We start from the raw sequence: 16,459 nt of genomic DNA, 5'->3' as shown, positions 1-16,459 counted from the left end.
ATACGGGTATGTTAATGCGCAGAGTTAAAGTATCTGAAACAAGGTGACACCATTATAAATACGCCTGCATTCTGAAAAGGGTACTGTGCAGAGGAGAAATATTAACACCTCGTGCGACAAATCCGCAGACACATTTTGGAGTGATCTCCAGCACCTGACGAGCTGCTGACTCGGTGTTAAATTCAGCAAACACGCAAGCGCCAGTGCCAGTCAGGCGCGATGGTGAGTATTCTAGCAGCCAAGAAATAAGCTCATCAACTTCGTAAAAACGTTTTCTTACTACTGCTTCACAATCATTATGGAATGGTTCTGCTAAAAGCTCTTCCTGCGAACGCACGGGTGAATTCCTCTTAAGCTGAGAATCGTTAAACACCAGCGACGTGGAAATATTGACGCCAGGGTGCACCACCAGATACCACTTCTCTGTCGGATTGACAGGTTTCAACTGTTCGCCAATACCCTGCGCAAAGGCGGCAAAACCTCTGATAAAGATAGGTACGTCTGCACCCAGCTGTATCCCCAATTCTGCCAGCGTATCGAAAGAGAAACCAGTACACCACAAGTAATTCAGCGCGATTAGAACTGTCGCAGCATTTGAGGAACCGCCACCTAGGCCGCCGCCTATTGGCAGCCGTTTTTCAATGGCAATCTTTGCTCCTGCATTTACGGGTAAATTATTTTGCTCCAGAGCCGTCTGGTATAGAAGCTTTGCGGCACGTATAATCAGATTATCTTTGTTGGCTATACCCTTGACTGGCGTGATCAGAGTGACACTACCGCTTTGATCTGGAGTGATGTATAGCGTGTCCCCATAATCTAGAAACTGAAACAGCGTTTGCAATTTATGGTAGCCATTGATAAGACGTCCGGTTATGTAAAGAAAAAGATTGAGTTTTGCTGGTGCAGGCCAAGAGGTTATCATGGAATGCTCCAGCTATCCATACGTAGCTTAATAATGCATTGGTCATCTTCGCGTAACTCTATACTCATAGGCATCGCAGGCGTTACCTTGTTATCGTAACTTTGAATATTGACCTGCCAATGTTGGCCGTTGCGATTATATTTCAGGCTTTTTAACTGATAGTTACTGTTAAGCTGATATTGACTGATATTGTCAGGATGCCCCATAATCCACTGACGTAGCTTGGTCAGTGGAATATTCATACCTGTTAGCTGAGCGATCAGCTTTTCTACATCGTTGCTGACGTATCTTTTGCCTTTATTGTCTATAAGCTGTACGGTCTTGCCCTGAGCATTGAGCTGTAGCTCTGTGCTACCTAGTGGGCTGGTCAATAGCAAAGAATAGAGGTCTGGTGCTGATTGCTGCCAGTTAAATCGAGCATAAATTTTTTTTCTATTAGAAATATAAGCGAAAACACCGCGTGTTCTATAACGCGTGACTTTCTCCACCTGCTGCTGATGCTGCTTCCACTGTGGTACTGTTGTACTAGGACCAGGACCTTGAGTATTATTAACGGTACATGCGGCTAGCAGAACGCTCACTAATAGCAAAAAAATGCACAATATATTGCGTGGTGGAAAAGATACCACGTAGTTATCTCCTCTCCTTAAACACATTTTTAATTTGTAATAAACAAAGCTAACGACCAAGCTATAACGAGTCAATAAAGATGACAGAAAATTGAACATGATCAATTAATCTTATATGACTATGATGAATTTTGTATAGCTTTCCATGGTCTATCACATCTTATAGAATGCGCTTCACAAAACCCTGACATTATTGGGACAAACCAACTTTATTGCTATTATCGCTATGACGCTGCTTGCTCTCGGAATAAATCATAGAACTGCACCTCTCGCTTTGCGTGAACGCGTTGCGTTCGGACCAGAGGTGCTTGGACCGGCTCTCGACAGTTTACTCTCCCAACCAATGGTCCAGAGCGTTATCGTCCTTTCTACCTGTAACCGCACCGAGCTTTACCTCAGTGTTGAATATCAAGTTGATTTGCAGGAACACTTGCTGCTATGGCTGTGCAACTATCATCATATTAATAAAGAAGACGTGCGTCCAAGTCTCTATTGGCATCAGGACAGCGCGGCCGTAAGCCACCTGATGCGGGTAGCCAGCGGACTTGACTCTCTTGTACTGGGGGAACCGCAAATTCTTGGCCAAGTAAAAAAGGCTTTTGCTGAGTCACAGCAAGGCCATACCTTAAGCAGTGATTTAGAGCGTATGTTTCAAAAATCTTTCTCGGTTGCTAAACGCGTGCGTACCGAGACGGAAATTGGTACTAGTGCAGTATCGGTAGCCTTTGTTGCTTGTACGCTAGCTCGTCAGATATTTGAATCTCTTTCATCGGTCCATGTGCTGCTAGTCGGTGCCGGCGAAACTATTAAGCTAGTGGCTCGCCATTTACGCGAGCATAAAGTGCGAAAACTTATTATAGCCAACCGGACCCGCAAACACGCCGAACGGCTGGGGGAAGAAATAGGTGCCGAAGTGATAGAACTCACTGATATTGATATGTGCCTCATCGAGGCTGATATCGTTATCTCTTCTACTTCCAGTCTGTTGCCAATTATAAGCAAAGCAATGTTGGAGCGAGCTCTAAAAGCACGCCGTAATAAACCAGTGTTGTTAGTTGATATTGCCGTACCACGCGATGTTGAGCCTGATGTCGGTAAACTACCTAACGCCTATCTTTATAGCTTTGATGACTTACAAGTGATCATTAACCAGAATATGGCGCAGCGTAAAATTGCTTCCGTGCAAGCTGAAAGTATAGTTATGCAGGAAAGCAGTGAATTTATGTCTTGGCTACGCGCCCAGAGCGCGGTAGAAACTATCCGTGATTACCGCATTCAGGCGGAAAGTATTCGTGAAGCTCTTGAATCGCGTGCAATGGTCGCACTACAGCAAGGTGCTGATCCACAAAAGGTACTGCAGGAGTTGGCACATAAGCTGACGAACCGTTTAGTTCATGCACCAACCAAATCTTTACAGCAAGCCGCTCGCGACGGTGATACCGAACGGCTGCAATTACTTCGCACTAGCCTGGGTCTTAATTAGACTTTCTGGTTTTTGCCCTCTGTAATGAGAATTTTATCACGAAATGAAAACTTCTATTATTGCTAAATTAGAAGCGCTTCAAGAGCGCTACGAAGAAGTAGAAGCGATGCTGGGCGATGCAAGTATCATCGCCGATCAAGATCGCTTCCGCACGCTTTCACGCGAATACGTTCAATTAACTGACGTTACTCAATGTTTTCGTGCGTGGCAACACACGCAGGAAGATATTGAAGCGGCTCAGTTAATGCTGAATGATGCGGAAATACGCGATATGGCGCAAGAAGAATTACGACTTGCGCGCGGAGAAAGAGCGCGGTTGGAGCAGCAGCTACAGCTGCTGCTCCCAAAAGATCCAGAAGATGACCGTGCATGCTTTATTGAAGTACGAGCCGGCACCGGAGGAGGCGAGGCAGCGATTTTCGCAGGTGATCTCTTCCGTATGTACAGTCGTTATGCCGAAGGCCGCCGTTGGCGAGTTGAAATTGTTAGCGCCAACGAAGGCGAACACGGTGGGTATAAAGAGGTGATCGCACGTGTGACAGGTGAGGGTGCCTATGGCCGCCTGAAGTTTGAATCTGGCGGCCATCGCGTTCAGCGTGTGCCAGAAACCGAATCTCAGGGTCGTATTCATACTTCTGCCTGCACCGTCGCAGTGATGCCTGAACTGCCTAAAGCGAAACTCAGGGATATTAACCCTTTTGATCTAAAAATTGATACCTTCCGTTCATCTGGTGCAGGTGGCCAACACGTTAACACCACTGATTCTGCTATACGTATTACCCATCTACCTACTGGTATCGTCGTGGAGTGCCAAGATGAACGATCTCAGCATAAAAACAAAGCCAAAGCGCTGGCAGTTCTGGGTGCTCGTATCCACGCTGCAGAAATAGCGAAGCGCCGTGAAGTAGAAGCGAGCACACGCCGCAATCTGCTTGGCAGCGGTGAATGTTCTGATCGTATTCGCACCTACAATTTTCCTCAGGGACGTGTCACCGATCATCGTATTAATCTGACCCTTCATCGTCTTGAGGAAACCATGGAGGGTAAGCTCGACAACCTAATTGAACCGAATGTCCAAGAGTATCAGGCAGATCAGTTAGTTGCTCTGGCCGGTGAGGAGTAATAATGGAGATTCATGCCTGGCTAAAACAAGCTATTACCGCGTTGCAGGGAGGTAATAGCCCGAAGCGTGACGCGGAGATCATTCTGAGGTTCGTGACCGGTCAGTCACACAGCTGGCTGATAGCATTTGATAAAACTGAACTACTACCAGAGCAACTTGTGTGCCTTAATTTATTGCTAGAGCGCCGCGTTCAGGGAGAGCCAGTAGCTTATCTGGTCGGTGAACGCGAGTTCTGGTCGTTACCATTGCGCGTGTCCAGCGCGACGCTGATCCCACGGCCAGATACCGAAGTTTTAGTTGAGCAGGCATTAAAGCGTATTCCTACTACTCCATCAAGTATCCTTGATTTAGGCACAGGTACTGGTGCTATTGCCCTAGCGCTAGCGTGTGAACGTCCTGATTGTCAGGTGCAAGGGGTCGATCGCATCGATGCTGCTGTTATGTTAGCACGTAATAACGCTAAACGGCTGGCTATTCCCAATGCAGTTTTCACAATGAGCCACTGGTTTGATAATATACTTACCAAGCGGTTTCATCTGATAGTTAGTAATCCTCCCTATATAGGTAGGAATGATCAACATTTATTGCAAGGTGATGTGCGTTTTGAGCCTCTTAGCGCTCTAGTAGCTAATGAGGACGGATTGGCAGATTTGCGGCATCTTATCACACAGGCGCCGCAGTGGCTTGTACCTAGCGGCTGGTTACTATTGGAGCATGGATGGAAACAAGATGCGATAGTGAGAGAATTGATGCAACAGCAAGGATTTTTTCAAGTTACTACAGTAAATGACTACAGTGGTAACCCACGCGTTACACTTGGTCAAACTGCACCTTAAAAAACATAAGCGCACTATGTGATCTTGTTATTACTTCATTAAACAATTTTATATATGAAATATCTTAAGAATCGAATTCCTCCTTTGTAAGGAAAGTTAGTTATCAAGGGAGTAATCATAGAAAAGAAGATTATAGGATGTACTATATACATCATCTTTTACATAAGCTCCTATTTTTCTGCTGACGATAATATTTTGCCTCCAGCTTGGATCTCATTGAGATGAGTAATGGCAATATGTGATATGTTTAATTAATTATGTAAATATATCAACATAAGATATTGAAAATAATATGTTAGGCAATCATATTGCTTAATATTTTTTTAAAAAAAAGTCAATTACTAGTACAGATCTACTCCAAATACCTTTATAAAATTCGTGATCATAATTTTTATAGTGTTCCCATTTAAAATACGAGCATATGATATTGGGTACTCTAACTTCTTAATCAATGAATTTTTCTAGGATAGTGCTAATAAATATAAGCTCAGTGTATTATACGAAATTAATTATATTCAAAAGTTTCGGATAAAATAAAAGAAAAGGAAAAAGCATGATTCAAAAAGTAGTCACTATTCGTGATATTAAAGTTGCTAACGATCTACCATTTGTGTTGTTTGGTGGTATGAACGTTTTAGAATCTCGTGATCTTGCTATGCGTGTTTGTGAGCACTATGTGAATGTTACCGACAAACTCGCTATCCCTTATGTGTTCAAAGCTTCATTTGATAAAGCTAACCGCTCTTCAATAAAATCCTATCGTGGTCCTGGCTTCGAAAAAAGCATGAAAATCTTCCAGGAAATAAAATTGGCTTTTGACGTGAAAATTATTACTGACGTACATGAGCCTATGCAGGCACAGCCAGTAGCCGATATGGTAGATGTGATACAGTTACCTGCCTTTTTAGCGCGCCAGACTGATCTAGTTAAAGCGATGGCAAAAACCGGAGCGGTAATTAACGTCAAGAAACCTCAATTCCTTAGCCCAGGACAGATGGGTAATATTGTAGATAAGTTCATAGAAAGCGGCAATGATAAAGTGATTTTATGCGATCGCGGCAGCAATTTTGGTTATGACAACCTGGTTGTTGATATGCTCGGCTTTAACGTAATGAAGAAAGTGTCTAATAATAGACCAGTAATCTTCGATGTAACACACGCACTGCAGATGCGTAATTCGTTGGATATAACCTCCGGAGGTCGTCGTGCCCAAGTTGGTGAATTAGCGCGTGCCGGAATGGCAGTCGGCATTGCTGGTCTCTTTATTGAAGCACATCCAGATCCTAATAACTCTAAATGTGATGGACCTTCCGCGCTGCCGCTTAACAAGCTTGAGCCGTTTTTGGTGCAAATAAAGGCCATTGACGATCTGGTGAAAAGTTTTCTTGAACTAGATACCAAAAACTAAACAAAGCTTCAAAGTGCTGGATCAAGAGGATCCATAAATTTTTCCTCCTTTATGTACTATAGAAAATAACTAGTAACGGGTAACTTTTACAAAAGCTCAATAGTTATCGGCATTGATATCCAATATTTAAATATTATAGTTACAACATGATAGTAAACAGATATCCAGCGAAAATGCTAAGTACGCAGTAACTTAAGAACATTTGTATGCCCATTAGAAAAGGAGATCTGTCATAAGAACAGTACTACCGATATTACCATCACCATCTGCGGTGGTTCGAGACCGAACTCTAGTTGCTTACCCGTTAGAGTGGCGATAATGGTAACTGCAGGTACTGTCAGAGAGATATTTGCTAACACCGAGCTAAAAAAATGTTCATGGCTCGCTGCATCTGATTCATTAGCACCGCCTTTATTGCACTTAATCCTTCTGGAGATAAAATCAGCAGTACCACAATAAAACCAGAGAACTGTGTTGGGACATTAAGATAAGAAAGCAAATATTCTAGAGTGCTAGCGTTTATTTTAGTGACGCTGATCACCGCAATTAGATGCACTATTAACCGTACGGTATGCCAGATGCTATTGTGCTCCGAAAGTTTTCTGCGATGAGGCTCGTCGCCATTACTATCGTCTTCATTTTCATATATAAACAGGTTTTAGTGCGTACGTGTCTGAATTTGTAAGAATACACCATAGATTATCGCTGAAATTGTTTCAATAATTAATTTTCTGGTTAATGGTGAAATTGCCACTTGACAGCGCGTTAGGAAAGACGAATATCAATATTGCTAGTGGAGAAATTGCGATCAGATACTGCCTTACTCCTATAAGATTTAGGTGCTGTGTAACAAACTTCCTTCCACTTAATAGCAACGAAAATCCTACCATTCCTCCAGTGACAATCATGATAACGTAGTAGAGGGTATCGCGCATAAGTACGGGTGCGGTATTACCGGGCGCCATTAGGGCGGAAATAAAATGATCTCTAGAATGACTACGAGCAAACTCAATAGCAGAGAACCATAAGGTTCACCTAGACAGTGGGCTAGTACATCTGCATGACGTACTACACTAAAGGCGCTGCTGAGAACAGCTGTTAGTGCCATTAGGTTGATTCCAATAATGACATGCAGTGCTTTGTCACAATTGAAAAAAATAGTAGACCAAGTGAGGTGAGGTGGTAGTATCAGTAGGGACTTTTTATAATAGTTTTTTTGTGCATAGATATTTACCATTCTCTCCAAAAGAAGAGCATAGGCGAAACCTAAACAGAACTTTATGAAATAGTAAAAATTCACTGTATTAAAATTTTGCAAATTTTTTATTGACGTAAATTTCGATAAATAATTTCTAAAAAATAGAACAGAGCAATATTCATTGCCATATACTTTATCGATTAATAAATATATTTTTAGATGCAAAGTAAAATTACAGTTTTGTCCGTATTCGTAATCTTAAAAAGATCCTTAAATGAAAAAATTTTTTGCTTTACGAAAGCTTAATATATAAAATATATATAGAACATCTCACCACTTCGATAGGCTAACTATTTAGCACTATATAGACACCGTACTCCTCTTTATCACCTTAGTTACTATCATAATCACTACTAAAATTAGTAATTAATACGATTAGACTTAGGGAGAGTCTAAATAAGTAGTGAACTATCTATTTCCCATCATCACTATTGGGGAGTGATCTCTAGCTAATCTTATTGATTTCTACGCTGTAAGTACATGCCAATATATTGTATACATGCAGTTCTTAAATACCGGACAACTTCTATATTATTCTATCCACTCTATCTACACATTATGTTCTCCTTTCTATAGGAAGGTACCAATTTCTTGTTGTGTCATAAAATTGGGAAACAGTAACCAACATAGATATAAGAATATCAATATCAAACTTTTCTATTTCAGTTCCGATGTATCAATTTTGAGTGTGCTTTTATTTTTCTTCTAAATAATAATGAGTTGATAAAAGATGCAGGGAAGATCCATTTCTAGCGTACACATTTAGTCAAGAAGATATCGTTCCTTAATTTTTATATAAGTTGTTAATTTAATGTGCTTAAATTGTAAGCCGATCTCCCAATGGAAGAATGAAATTTAAAAGAAATTATAGAAGCACTATTACCTTTTATAAATTTATAAATTTTCTGTTAGATCTGCCCCAATGTCATAAAAAAGATGAAATTATTCAATATATATGCAATATTATTGAATAATATTTATATGTAACTTATTGATTTTCTGTTTTCCTCATTGTTTTATGCATTTATTCCTCTAGCTGCCATGTAAGCTGTAGTTTACAGTAGTTCTGCTTTTACTCATATTGTGCAAATTTAAAACATTCTCTTTACTTGCCTGTGTGCCAGAGAGAAAGCAGGAGAAATAATTATGTTACCGCAGGTTTCGCGTTACGATTTTGATCAATGGATGGTGCCGGTTTATACACCAGCTAATTTTGTACCGGTATATGCTTCAGGATCTACACTCTGGGATCAGAGTGGCCAGGACTATGTGGATTTTACTGGTGGTATTGCTGTTAATGTACTAGGGCATGCTCATCCAGACTTGCAGAGAGCACTCACCGAACAAGCGGAGCGCCTGTGGCATACCGGAAACGGCTATACTAACGAACCCATCTTACTTTTAGCAAAACAGCTGATAGAGGCTACTTTCGCCGATCGTGTTTTCTTCTGTAATTCTGGTGCAGAGGCCAATGAGGCGGCTCTAAAGTTAGCTCGTAAGGTAGCGCATGATCGTTTTGGTGTGAACAAAAGTGGCATTGTTGCTTTCACTAATTCCTTCCACGGCCGTACTCTCTTTACAGTCTCAGTAGGAGGACAACCAACCTATTCACAAGATTTTGCGCCGCTACCATCTGATATTTACCACGCTTCATTTAATGATCTTGAAGCCGCTGCAAAGTTGATTAATGATCATACTTGCGCAGTAATTGTTGAACCTATTCAAGGTGAGGGCGGTGTGCTACCTGCTGATGGCGCTTTTTTGCGTGGTTTGCATACACTATGCAAAAAACATAAGGTACTGCTGATTTTTGACGAAGTACAGAGTGGTGTAGGCCGCACCGGTTCGCTCTACGCCTATATGCACTATGGGATAACGCCTGATATATTGACAACAGCTAAAGCACTGGGAGGTGGTTTTCCCATTGGAGCTATGCTGACGAGCGAAGATCTTGCACAGGTGATGAGTGTAGGCACGCACGGCACTACCTACGGTGGTAATCCGTTAGCTGGTGCAGTGGCGTACAAGGTAATACAGCTAATTAATCAGCCCCATGTAATGAGAGGCGTTATAGAACGGCATAAGTGGATTGTCGAGGCACTGTCAGCTATTAATCAACGGTTGCACCTGTTTAAAAAGGTGCGCGGCTTAGGCTTGCTCATTGGTGCGGTGCTAAATGAGGATTACACGGGTAAGGCAAAGGAGTTCAATTTAGCTGCTGCTGAGCAACGGGTGATGGTGCTAACTGCTGGAACTAATGTGGTACGCTTTACTCCTGCGCTTAATATTAGTGAGCAGGAAGTGAAAACAGGGATGGCACGCTTCGCTGTAGCCTGTGAACATTTGGCTCGAGGATCGAAAACATGATGGTGATTCGTCCAGTTGAACATGACGATCTAGCGCAGCTATTGTCACTAGCAAAAAAAACTGACGGTGGGTTAACATCCCTTCCTATTGACAATCAGTTCTTACAATCCCGCATCGAGCGCTCATTACAAACTTGGCAAGGCTCACTGTCACTGGCTGAACAGGGTTATGTATTCGTGCTGGTGGACAGCGATAACAACCGTGCCATCGGCGTCTCCGCAATTGAGGTAGCGGTCGGACTGCAAGAACCTTGGTACAACTTTCGTGTAGGTACTCAGGTACATGCTTCAAAAAAGCTTAATGTTTATGCAGCTCTGCCAACATTGTCATTAAGCAATGATCATACTGGCAGTAGTGAACTCTGTACACTGTTTCTCGATCCCGACTACCGAGACGGGAAAAACGGCTATCTGCTATCGAAATCCCGTTTCATGTTCATGGCCAATTTTCGTCATCTTTTTATGGAGCGTGTCGTCGCAGAAATGCGTGGCGTCAGCGACGAATATGGCCATTCCCCATTCTGGGAAAGTGTGGGCAACCGCTTTTTTTCTATGGAATTTCGCAAGGCCGACTTTCTCAGCGGTACTGGGCAAAAGGCGTTTATCGCCGAATTAATGCCGAAACACCCCCTTTACATTGACTACCTTTCTCCTGAGGCGAAGGCGGTCATTGGGCAAGTACACGCGAAAACTTTGCCCGCGCGTGCAGTATTAGAGGCAGAAGGTTTCCGCTACCGTAACTACATCGATATCTTTGACGGAGGTCCAACGTTAGAATGTGATATTGACAATATTCGTGCTATACGTAAAAGCCACATATATAGCGCTGCACTTGGTGACACGAAAGAGTATGGGCCGCTTTGCTTAGTAGCTAATGTATCTTACAACTGTTTTCGAGTAACATTGCTACCTGCTCATATAGAAAAAGATGAAATTTTGCTTAATAAGTACCAACTTAAAGCACTACATGCACAGTCAGGAGACAGCTTGCGTGTGGTTATGTTAGGTTATGGGGATAATAAAGCATGACGCAGATGATTAACGGCATATGGTTGTCTGGTGATGGCCGTGCAATGCAAAAAACTGATCCGGTGTTCGGTAAAATTTTATGGCAAGGTCATTCCGCTACAGCGAAACAGGTCTCTGAGGCTGCCACTGCAGCTCGCAATGCTTTCCCTGGTTGGGCGCGTCGTCCTTTTATCCAGCGCCAGGCGTTGATCGAGCGTTTTGCTATGTTGCTAGAGAGGTACAAAAGCGATATAGCAGACACTATTGCCACCGAAACAGGTAAACCACGTTGGGAAGCAATTACCGAAGTACAAGCTATGATTAACAAGATTGATATTTCGGTGAAAGCATTTCACATGCGTACCGGCGAGCAACGTAAGGGAGAAATCTCGCTACGTCATCGTCCGCATGGCGTACTAGCAGTCTTCGGCCCATATAACTTTCCCGGCCACCTTCCTAACGGCCATATTGTACCAGCACTGTTGGCAGGCAACTGCATACTATTTAAACCCAGCGAGTTGACGCCTCTGACGGCAGAAAAAACCGTGCAAATTTGGAAGGAAGCTGGTCTACCGCGCGGCGTACTAGCTCTGTTACAAGGCGCACACGATACGGGACAGGCACTGGCAACTGACGTTCAAATTGACGGGTTACTTTTTACTGGCAGCGCTAGCACTGGCCATCAATTGCATCGCCAGTTCGCAGGTCAACCTGAAAAAATATTGGTGTTAGAGATGGGTGGTAACAATCCCCTCATTGTCGAGAATCAGGAGAATATCGACGCAGCGGTTCATATCATCATTCAATCCGCCTTTATTACTTCTGGACAACGCTGCACCTGTGCACGCCGCTTATTAGTAAAGCGCGGTACATCTGGGAATGCCTTATTAACAAGGTTAGTTGAGGTAAGCGCACGGCTCCAACCCAGCGCGTGGAATACAGAACCGCAAACTTTTATGGGGAGTGTAATTTCGGTCAATGCGGCTGAAAAGATTTTTCAGGCTTGGCAGCAGCGTGTGGCACTAGGCGGGACAGCACTATTATCAATGCATTGGCCTGAACGTAGTAATGCTTTACTCACACCTGGTATTATCGATGTTACCTATGTTAGTGGCCTTAAGGATGAGGAAGTGTTTGGTCCGCTGCTCAACGTGATTCGTTATGATAGCTTCGATGAGGCAATCAGGATTGTCAATGATACACGTTACGGTCTATCATGCGGCCTAATTTCACCGTCACGCTCACAGTTTGAACGTTTGCTACTAGAGGCACGTGCCGGCATAGTCAACTGGAACAAGCCGCTGACCGGCGCAGCAAGCAGCATGCCCTTTGGAGGCATCGGTGCATCAGGTAACCATCGCGCCAGTGCTTGGTATGCCGCTGATTATTGCGCCTGGCCAATGGCGTCTCTGGAGACTCCGGATTTGACTATGCCCATCACTCTGTCGCCGGGCCTTGATTTCTCATCACATGAGGCGATATCGTGAAAGCTATTGAAGCAAATTTTGATGGATTAGTTGGCTTAACACACCACTATGCTGGATTGTCATTTGGCAATGAAGCCTCGACGCGCCATCAGTATCAGCCTTCTAATCCGCGACTGGCGGCCAAGCAAGGTCTGCTAAAAATGAAAGCGTTATCTGAAATGGGGTTTGTACAAGGGATTGTTCCTCCGCATGAGCGGCCGAATTTACCATTGCTACGCCAGCTGGGCTATAGCGGCAGTGATGATAAAGTATTGGAACAGGTATCAAAATCATCACCTATGCTGCTGTCCGCGGCCAGCTCAGCATCGGCAATGTGGGTTGCCAATGCTGCAACGGTGTCCCCTTCTGCCGACAGCGCTGACGGACGAGTACATTTTACTGTCTCTAACTTAAATAATAAGTTCCATCGTGCTATGGAAGCGCCACAGACCGCTCGATTACTACGTGCTATTTTCCGCGATCCACAGTATTTCGCCGTGCATGATGCGTTACCTCATGTTTCTCTCTTTGGAGACGAAGGGGCGGCAAATCATAACCGTCTTGGTGCAGAATATGACGAACGTAATCTTCAGATCTTCGTGTATGGCCGTGACGACTATGATGATAGCGCCGTACCAGCGCGCTATCCTGCCCGCCAAACACTACAAGCAAGCCAGGCGGTTTCTAGATTGCACCAATTGGACGAAAGTTACACCTTATTCATACAACAAAATCCTTATGTGATTGATCAGGGTGTATTCCATAACGACGTGATTGCAGTGAGTAATCGTGAGGTACTGTTCTATCATCAACATGCGTTTATTAATGATTCTATGTTAATGGCAACCCTAGAGCACCGTATCCCAAAATTTACCGCGATTGCAGTCCCTGAGAACCGTGTGTCAGTCGCTGATGCGGTAAGCACCTATTTGTTCAACAGCCAGCTACTGAGTCGTCATGATGGCACAATGTTGCTGTTGCTGCCTGAGGAGTGCCACCAGCATTCTGGAGTCTGGCGCTATTTATGTGAACTAGTCGACCAGGGTGGTCCAATACGCGATCTTAAGGTATGTAATCTTCGTGAAAGCATGCACAACGGTGGCGGTCCAGCCTGCCTAAGATTACGCGTAGTATTAACAGCACAGGAGCAGAATGCACTTAATCCTGCAGTGTTGATGAACGACTGCCTGTTCTCTATCCTGAATGATTGGGTAGATCGACACTACCGTGATTACCTGACTCAGGCAGATCTCGCCGATCCGCAACTGTTGAAGGAAGGACGTGAAGCGCTGGACGAATTGACTCAACTCTTGAATTTAGGAAGTTTGTACCCATTCCAACTTTAGTAATCTAGTATCAGTACGCTATTTTTACCTCACTGAGGAGTGATGATGCAAGATTTTCTCCAGCAAACTCTATCAGGCACTGCGCCTGATATATTGTGCGGCGAAACACCTTTTTTGCGCTGGCAGTGGCACGATCATGGCATCTTACAGCTCGAACCAAAAAAAGAACCACAACAAGCATTAGTTATATCGGCGGGGATTCATGGCAATGAAACCGCTCCGGTGGAAATGTTAAATGCGTTAATCTGTGCCTTGCTGCGAGGTGACATAGAGCTACAGCTAAGCGTATTAGCAATACTCGGCAACCCGTCCGCCTTACGTGCAAAAAAACGCTACTTACAGTATGATATTAATCGCTTGTTTGGCGGTCTCTGGCGAGATATCGAAAGTTGCGACGAGGTGATTCGCGTTCTGTCTCTAGAACGAGCTATTGAGAACTTCAGAATACCGTTGTATAAGAAGCAGCAACCTCCCTGGCATCTCGATCTGCATACCTCCATTCGAGATTCTTGGCATACTTGCTTTGGAATGCTTCCCCTAAATTCGCTTCCATGGCCAGAAGACTTTATGAACTGGCTGACTACTGCAGGACTGGAGGCATTAGTATTCCATACTGCACCGGGCGGTACTTTCACTCACTACAGTTGTGCACACTTCAATTTTGTCAGTTGTACTCTGGAGTTGGGTAAAGCTCTACCGTTTGGTGAAAATGATCTAACGCAGTTTTCGGTAGCACAGCAGGCGTTGACAGCGTTGCTAAGCGGTATGCCGCTGCCTATTGTTACAGGTTCGCCACGCCGCTATCACGTAGTGCAACAAATAACACGCCTGAGTAACCAATTCCAACTACATATAAATGCGCAGACCCGTAATTTTACCGTTTTTCCGCAAGGAGCGCTGTTGGCCGAGGATGGTGAGAAGCGCTATGTCGTACAGAAGGAACGTGAATACGTTCTCTTTCCTAATTCTAACATCGCACTAGGACTGCGTGCGGGGCTCATTCTAGTAGAAGAGGATACCCAGACAGATGCCTTATCGAAAATTGTATAGTAGTCATGAGCGACCCTGATCAGGGTATGATCCACTTAGTACATTTATTTTATATCCGTATGTCTTTTCCTATATAGAAAAATTAATCAATAACGTAGAGCAGTATTACTAATTCATTTTTAGTAAATTTCTTATGGGAAGTAAGTTTACGTTTATGTAAGAATACAAGCCATGTAACAGCCAGCAGATGAACTACTGATAGTAAATAGAAACAGGAACAGTCGGACTCTGTATTCTTCAAATATAGTATTCAGTAAAAAGACAAATACTTACCGGTGAAAATAATAGATTATTTTCATCTATTTATAACACCTGTAATAGAAGTGTATAGATACCTTATGCACCCTTTATTGAACTAGAGGAAGTACATGCTGAAAAAGCTTCTGTAGCATGTATTAGATTTTTTTAAGACAGTTAAAACATGAATATTGCCCTTCCAATAAGACATTGGAAAAGGATTTTTTCTAAAAATTGTCGAATACAGTAATTGGTGGGTGGCGTTTGTGCTGGGTTTTCAGATATAAATTTTCAATTATTTTCGCTGTTTCTGATGAGATATTCTTACCTTCTAAGTAGTCATCAATTACTTCGTAGGTGACGCCTAGTACTACTTCATCCTCTAAACCTGGATGACCATCTTCTAGATCTGCTGTCGGAGGTTTGAGATAGAGATTCTTTGAGCATCCAAGAGCTTGTAGCAAAATTTTCCCCTGACGCTTATTAAGCCGGAACAGTGGATTAATATCAGTGCCACCGTCTCCGTATTTAGTAAAAAACCCGGTAACCGCTTCTGCTGCATGATTGGTACCCACTACAACCCCTTGCGTAACGCCAGCGATACTGTACTGTGCTTTCATACGTTCACGAGCTTTTTCGTTACCGCGCATAAAATCTGAAAGTTTAATTCCTGCGTTTTTTAGGGCACGCTCGCTGGTTAGCACAGACTCTTTAATATTTACTACCACTGAACGATCTGGTTGTATAAAAGTCAGGGCATCTTGGCAATCTTGCTCATCTCTTTGCACCCCATAAGGTAATCGAACAGCAATGAAAGAATAAACTTTATCGCCTGTCTCGTTGCGCAGTTCGCTGATAGCTATTTGCGACAGCTTACCTGCTAGGGTTGAATCCTGCCCACCGCTAATACCTAGAACCAGCGTTTTTAATAACGGATGGCATTTCAGGTATTTTTTAAGAAAATCGATGCTACGGCGGATTTCCCACTGCGCATCAATGACCGGGACAACGCCAAGTGCTGCAATAATTTCTTGCTGAAGTGACATGAATATTCTCTTTAAGAAAGTGGCCTTATCATCATGTAAACCATAACCTAAAATTAACACGCGCACTAAACAATAGTAGCATCGATGCTAAATTACCATGTAATTATCCCTAACAGTAATTGCTGTTGAGAACACAGTATTCAGTAGATTTTGACAAATAGTACGACAAAACCAGTAGATTTCCAACTGTTAAATAAAAAATTATATAGTCGTGTGAGTTCACAGTGTTAACATTTCTAATAAGAGAAAACTTTTATTGCATAGGCTGTTGCAAGAGAAAT

General features: G+C 43.2%; 12 protein-coding genes and 1 pseudogene. 9 read left to right on the top strand and 4 right to left on the bottom strand.

The features are described from left to right. Positions 1-52: 52 nt before the first annotated feature. Together ispE and lolB are read right to left on the bottom strand one after the other, a co-directional pair. On the bottom strand, positions 53-922 hold the full coding sequence (ispE, locus tag FD729_RS00280; protein ID WP_159931311.1) for a 4-(cytidine 5'-diphospho)-2-C-methyl-D-erythritol kinase: 870 nt from the start codon (positions 920-922) through the stop codon (positions 53-55). Continuing rightward, positions 919-1,578 carry a lipoprotein insertase outer membrane protein LolB gene (gene lolB, locus FD729_RS00275; RefSeq protein ID WP_159931310.1) on the bottom strand — a complete coding sequence of 220 codons (660 nt, stop codon included), beginning with the start codon at positions 1,576-1,578 and terminating at the stop codon, positions 919-921. The genes ispE and lolB overlap by 4 nt, the downstream gene beginning before the upstream one ends. A 199-nt stretch (positions 1,579-1,777) precedes the next feature. On the opposite strand from lolB, the gene hemA reads away from it, so the two are divergent. The 4 genes from hemA (at position 1,778) to kdsA (ending at position 6,401) form a co-directional block, all read left to right on the top strand. Next, complete coding sequence (hemA, locus tag FD729_RS00270) at positions 1,778-3,034, top strand: glutamyl-tRNA reductase (protein ID WP_159931598.1); 1,257 nt, start codon at positions 1,778-1,780, stop codon at positions 3,032-3,034. 43 nt (positions 3,035-3,077) lie between these two features. Next, positions 3,078-4,157, top strand: coding sequence for a peptide chain release factor 1 (gene prfA, locus FD729_RS00265; RefSeq protein WP_159931309.1), 1,080 nt, complete (start codon positions 3,078-3,080; stop codon positions 4,155-4,157). Positions 4,158-4,159: 2 nt separating this feature from the next. Continuing rightward, the gene (gene prmC, locus FD729_RS00260; RefSeq protein ID WP_159931308.1) at positions 4,160-4,993 is read left to right on the top strand and encodes a peptide chain release factor N(5)-glutamine methyltransferase; all 834 of its coding nucleotides are present in this window, start codon (positions 4,160-4,162) and stop codon (positions 4,991-4,993) included. A gap of 553 nt (positions 4,994-5,546) precedes the next feature. Next, positions 5,547-6,401 carry a 3-deoxy-8-phosphooctulonate synthase gene (kdsA, locus tag FD729_RS00255; RefSeq protein WP_159931307.1) on the top strand — a complete coding sequence of 285 codons (855 nt, stop codon included), beginning with the start codon at positions 5,547-5,549 and terminating at the stop codon, positions 6,399-6,401. Between the two features lie 139 nt (positions 6,402-6,540). Here the strand turns inward: kdsA and chaA are convergent. Then, positions 6,541-7,638 (bottom strand): annotated as a pseudogene (gene chaA, locus FD729_RS00250) (sodium-potassium/proton antiporter ChaA). Between the two features lie 1,167 nt (positions 7,639-8,805). Here chaA and FD729_RS00245 point away from each other — a divergent pair. Genes FD729_RS00245 through astE form a run of 5 tightly spaced genes read left to right on the top strand, consistent with a single transcriptional unit; the run spans position 8,806 to position 14,895 of the window. After that, positions 8,806-10,026 (top strand): bifunctional succinylornithine transaminase/acetylornithine transaminase, encoded by a 1,221-nt coding sequence (locus FD729_RS00245; RefSeq protein ID WP_159931306.1) that lies wholly within the window; start codon positions 8,806-8,808, stop codon positions 10,024-10,026. Further along, on the top strand, positions 10,023-11,054 hold the full coding sequence (gene astA / locus FD729_RS00240; RefSeq protein ID WP_159931305.1) for an arginine N-succinyltransferase: 1,032 nt from the start codon (positions 10,023-10,025) through the stop codon (positions 11,052-11,054). The genes FD729_RS00245 and astA overlap by 4 nt, the downstream gene beginning before the upstream one ends. Further along, the gene (gene astD, locus FD729_RS00235) at positions 11,051-12,520 is read left to right on the top strand and encodes a succinylglutamate-semialdehyde dehydrogenase (RefSeq protein ID WP_159931304.1); all 1,470 of its coding nucleotides are present in this window, start codon (positions 11,051-11,053) and stop codon (positions 12,518-12,520) included. Before astA ends, astD begins: the two co-directional genes overlap by 4 nt. Further along, entirely contained in the window at positions 12,517-13,845 is a 1,329-nt protein-coding gene (gene astB, locus FD729_RS00230; RefSeq protein WP_159931303.1) for an N-succinylarginine dihydrolase, read from the top strand. The genes astD and astB overlap by 4 nt, the downstream gene beginning before the upstream one ends. Positions 13,846-13,890: 45 nt before the next feature. Then, positions 13,891-14,895: a succinylglutamate desuccinylase gene (gene astE, locus FD729_RS00225; protein ID WP_159931302.1), complete on the top strand. Its 1,005-nt coding sequence runs from the start codon at positions 13,891-13,893 to the stop codon at positions 14,893-14,895. A 464-nt stretch (positions 14,896-15,359) separates the two neighbouring features. On the opposite strand, the gene nadE is transcribed toward astE, so the two are convergent. Further along, the gene (gene nadE / locus FD729_RS00220; RefSeq protein ID WP_159931301.1) at positions 15,360-16,178 is read right to left on the bottom strand and encodes an ammonia-dependent NAD(+) synthetase; all 819 of its coding nucleotides are present in this window, start codon (positions 16,176-16,178) and stop codon (positions 15,360-15,362) included. Positions 16,179-16,459 lie beyond the last annotated feature (281 nt).

The organism is Pantoea sp. Nvir, from assembly GCF_009829915.1.
In the GTDB taxonomy this organism is placed as follows: Bacteria; Pseudomonadota; Gammaproteobacteria; order Enterobacterales; family Enterobacteriaceae; genus Pantoea.
This window is presented reverse-complemented; position numbering and strand designations above follow the sequence as displayed.

Excerpts from the sequence above, each read along its gene's own strand:
- prfA (WP_159931309.1), top strand. The coding sequence starts at position 3,078 with ATGAAAACTTCTATTATTGCTAAATTAGAAGCGCTTCAAGAGCGCTAC.
- kdsA (WP_159931307.1), top strand. The coding sequence starts at position 5,547 with ATGATTCAAAAAGTAGTCACTATTCGTGATATTAAAGTTGCTAACGAT.
- FD729_RS00245 (WP_159931306.1), top strand. The coding sequence starts at position 8,806 with ATGTTACCGCAGGTTTCGCGTTACGATTTTGATCAATGGATGGTGCCG.
- astD (WP_159931304.1), top strand. The coding sequence starts at position 11,051 with ATGACGCAGATGATTAACGGCATATGGTTGTCTGGTGATGGCCGTGCA.
- prmC (WP_159931308.1), top strand. The coding sequence starts at position 4,160 with ATGGAGATTCATGCCTGGCTAAAACAAGCTATTACCGCGTTGCAGGGA.
- lolB (WP_159931310.1), bottom strand. The coding sequence starts at position 1,578 with ATGTGTTTAAGGAGAGGAGATAACTACGTGGTATCTTTTCCACCACGC.
- hemA (WP_159931598.1), top strand. The coding sequence starts at position 1,778 with ATGACGCTGCTTGCTCTCGGAATAAATCATAGAACTGCACCTCTCGCT.
- astE (WP_159931302.1), top strand. The coding sequence starts at position 13,891 with ATGCAAGATTTTCTCCAGCAAACTCTATCAGGCACTGCGCCTGATATA.
- nadE (WP_159931301.1), bottom strand. The coding sequence starts at position 16,178 with ATGTCACTTCAGCAAGAAATTATTGCAGCACTTGGCGTTGTCCCGGTC.
- astA (WP_159931305.1), top strand. The coding sequence starts at position 10,023 with ATGATGGTGATTCGTCCAGTTGAACATGACGATCTAGCGCAGCTATTG.
- ispE (WP_159931311.1), bottom strand. The coding sequence starts at position 922 with ATGATAACCTCTTGGCCTGCACCAGCAAAACTCAATCTTTTTCTTTAC.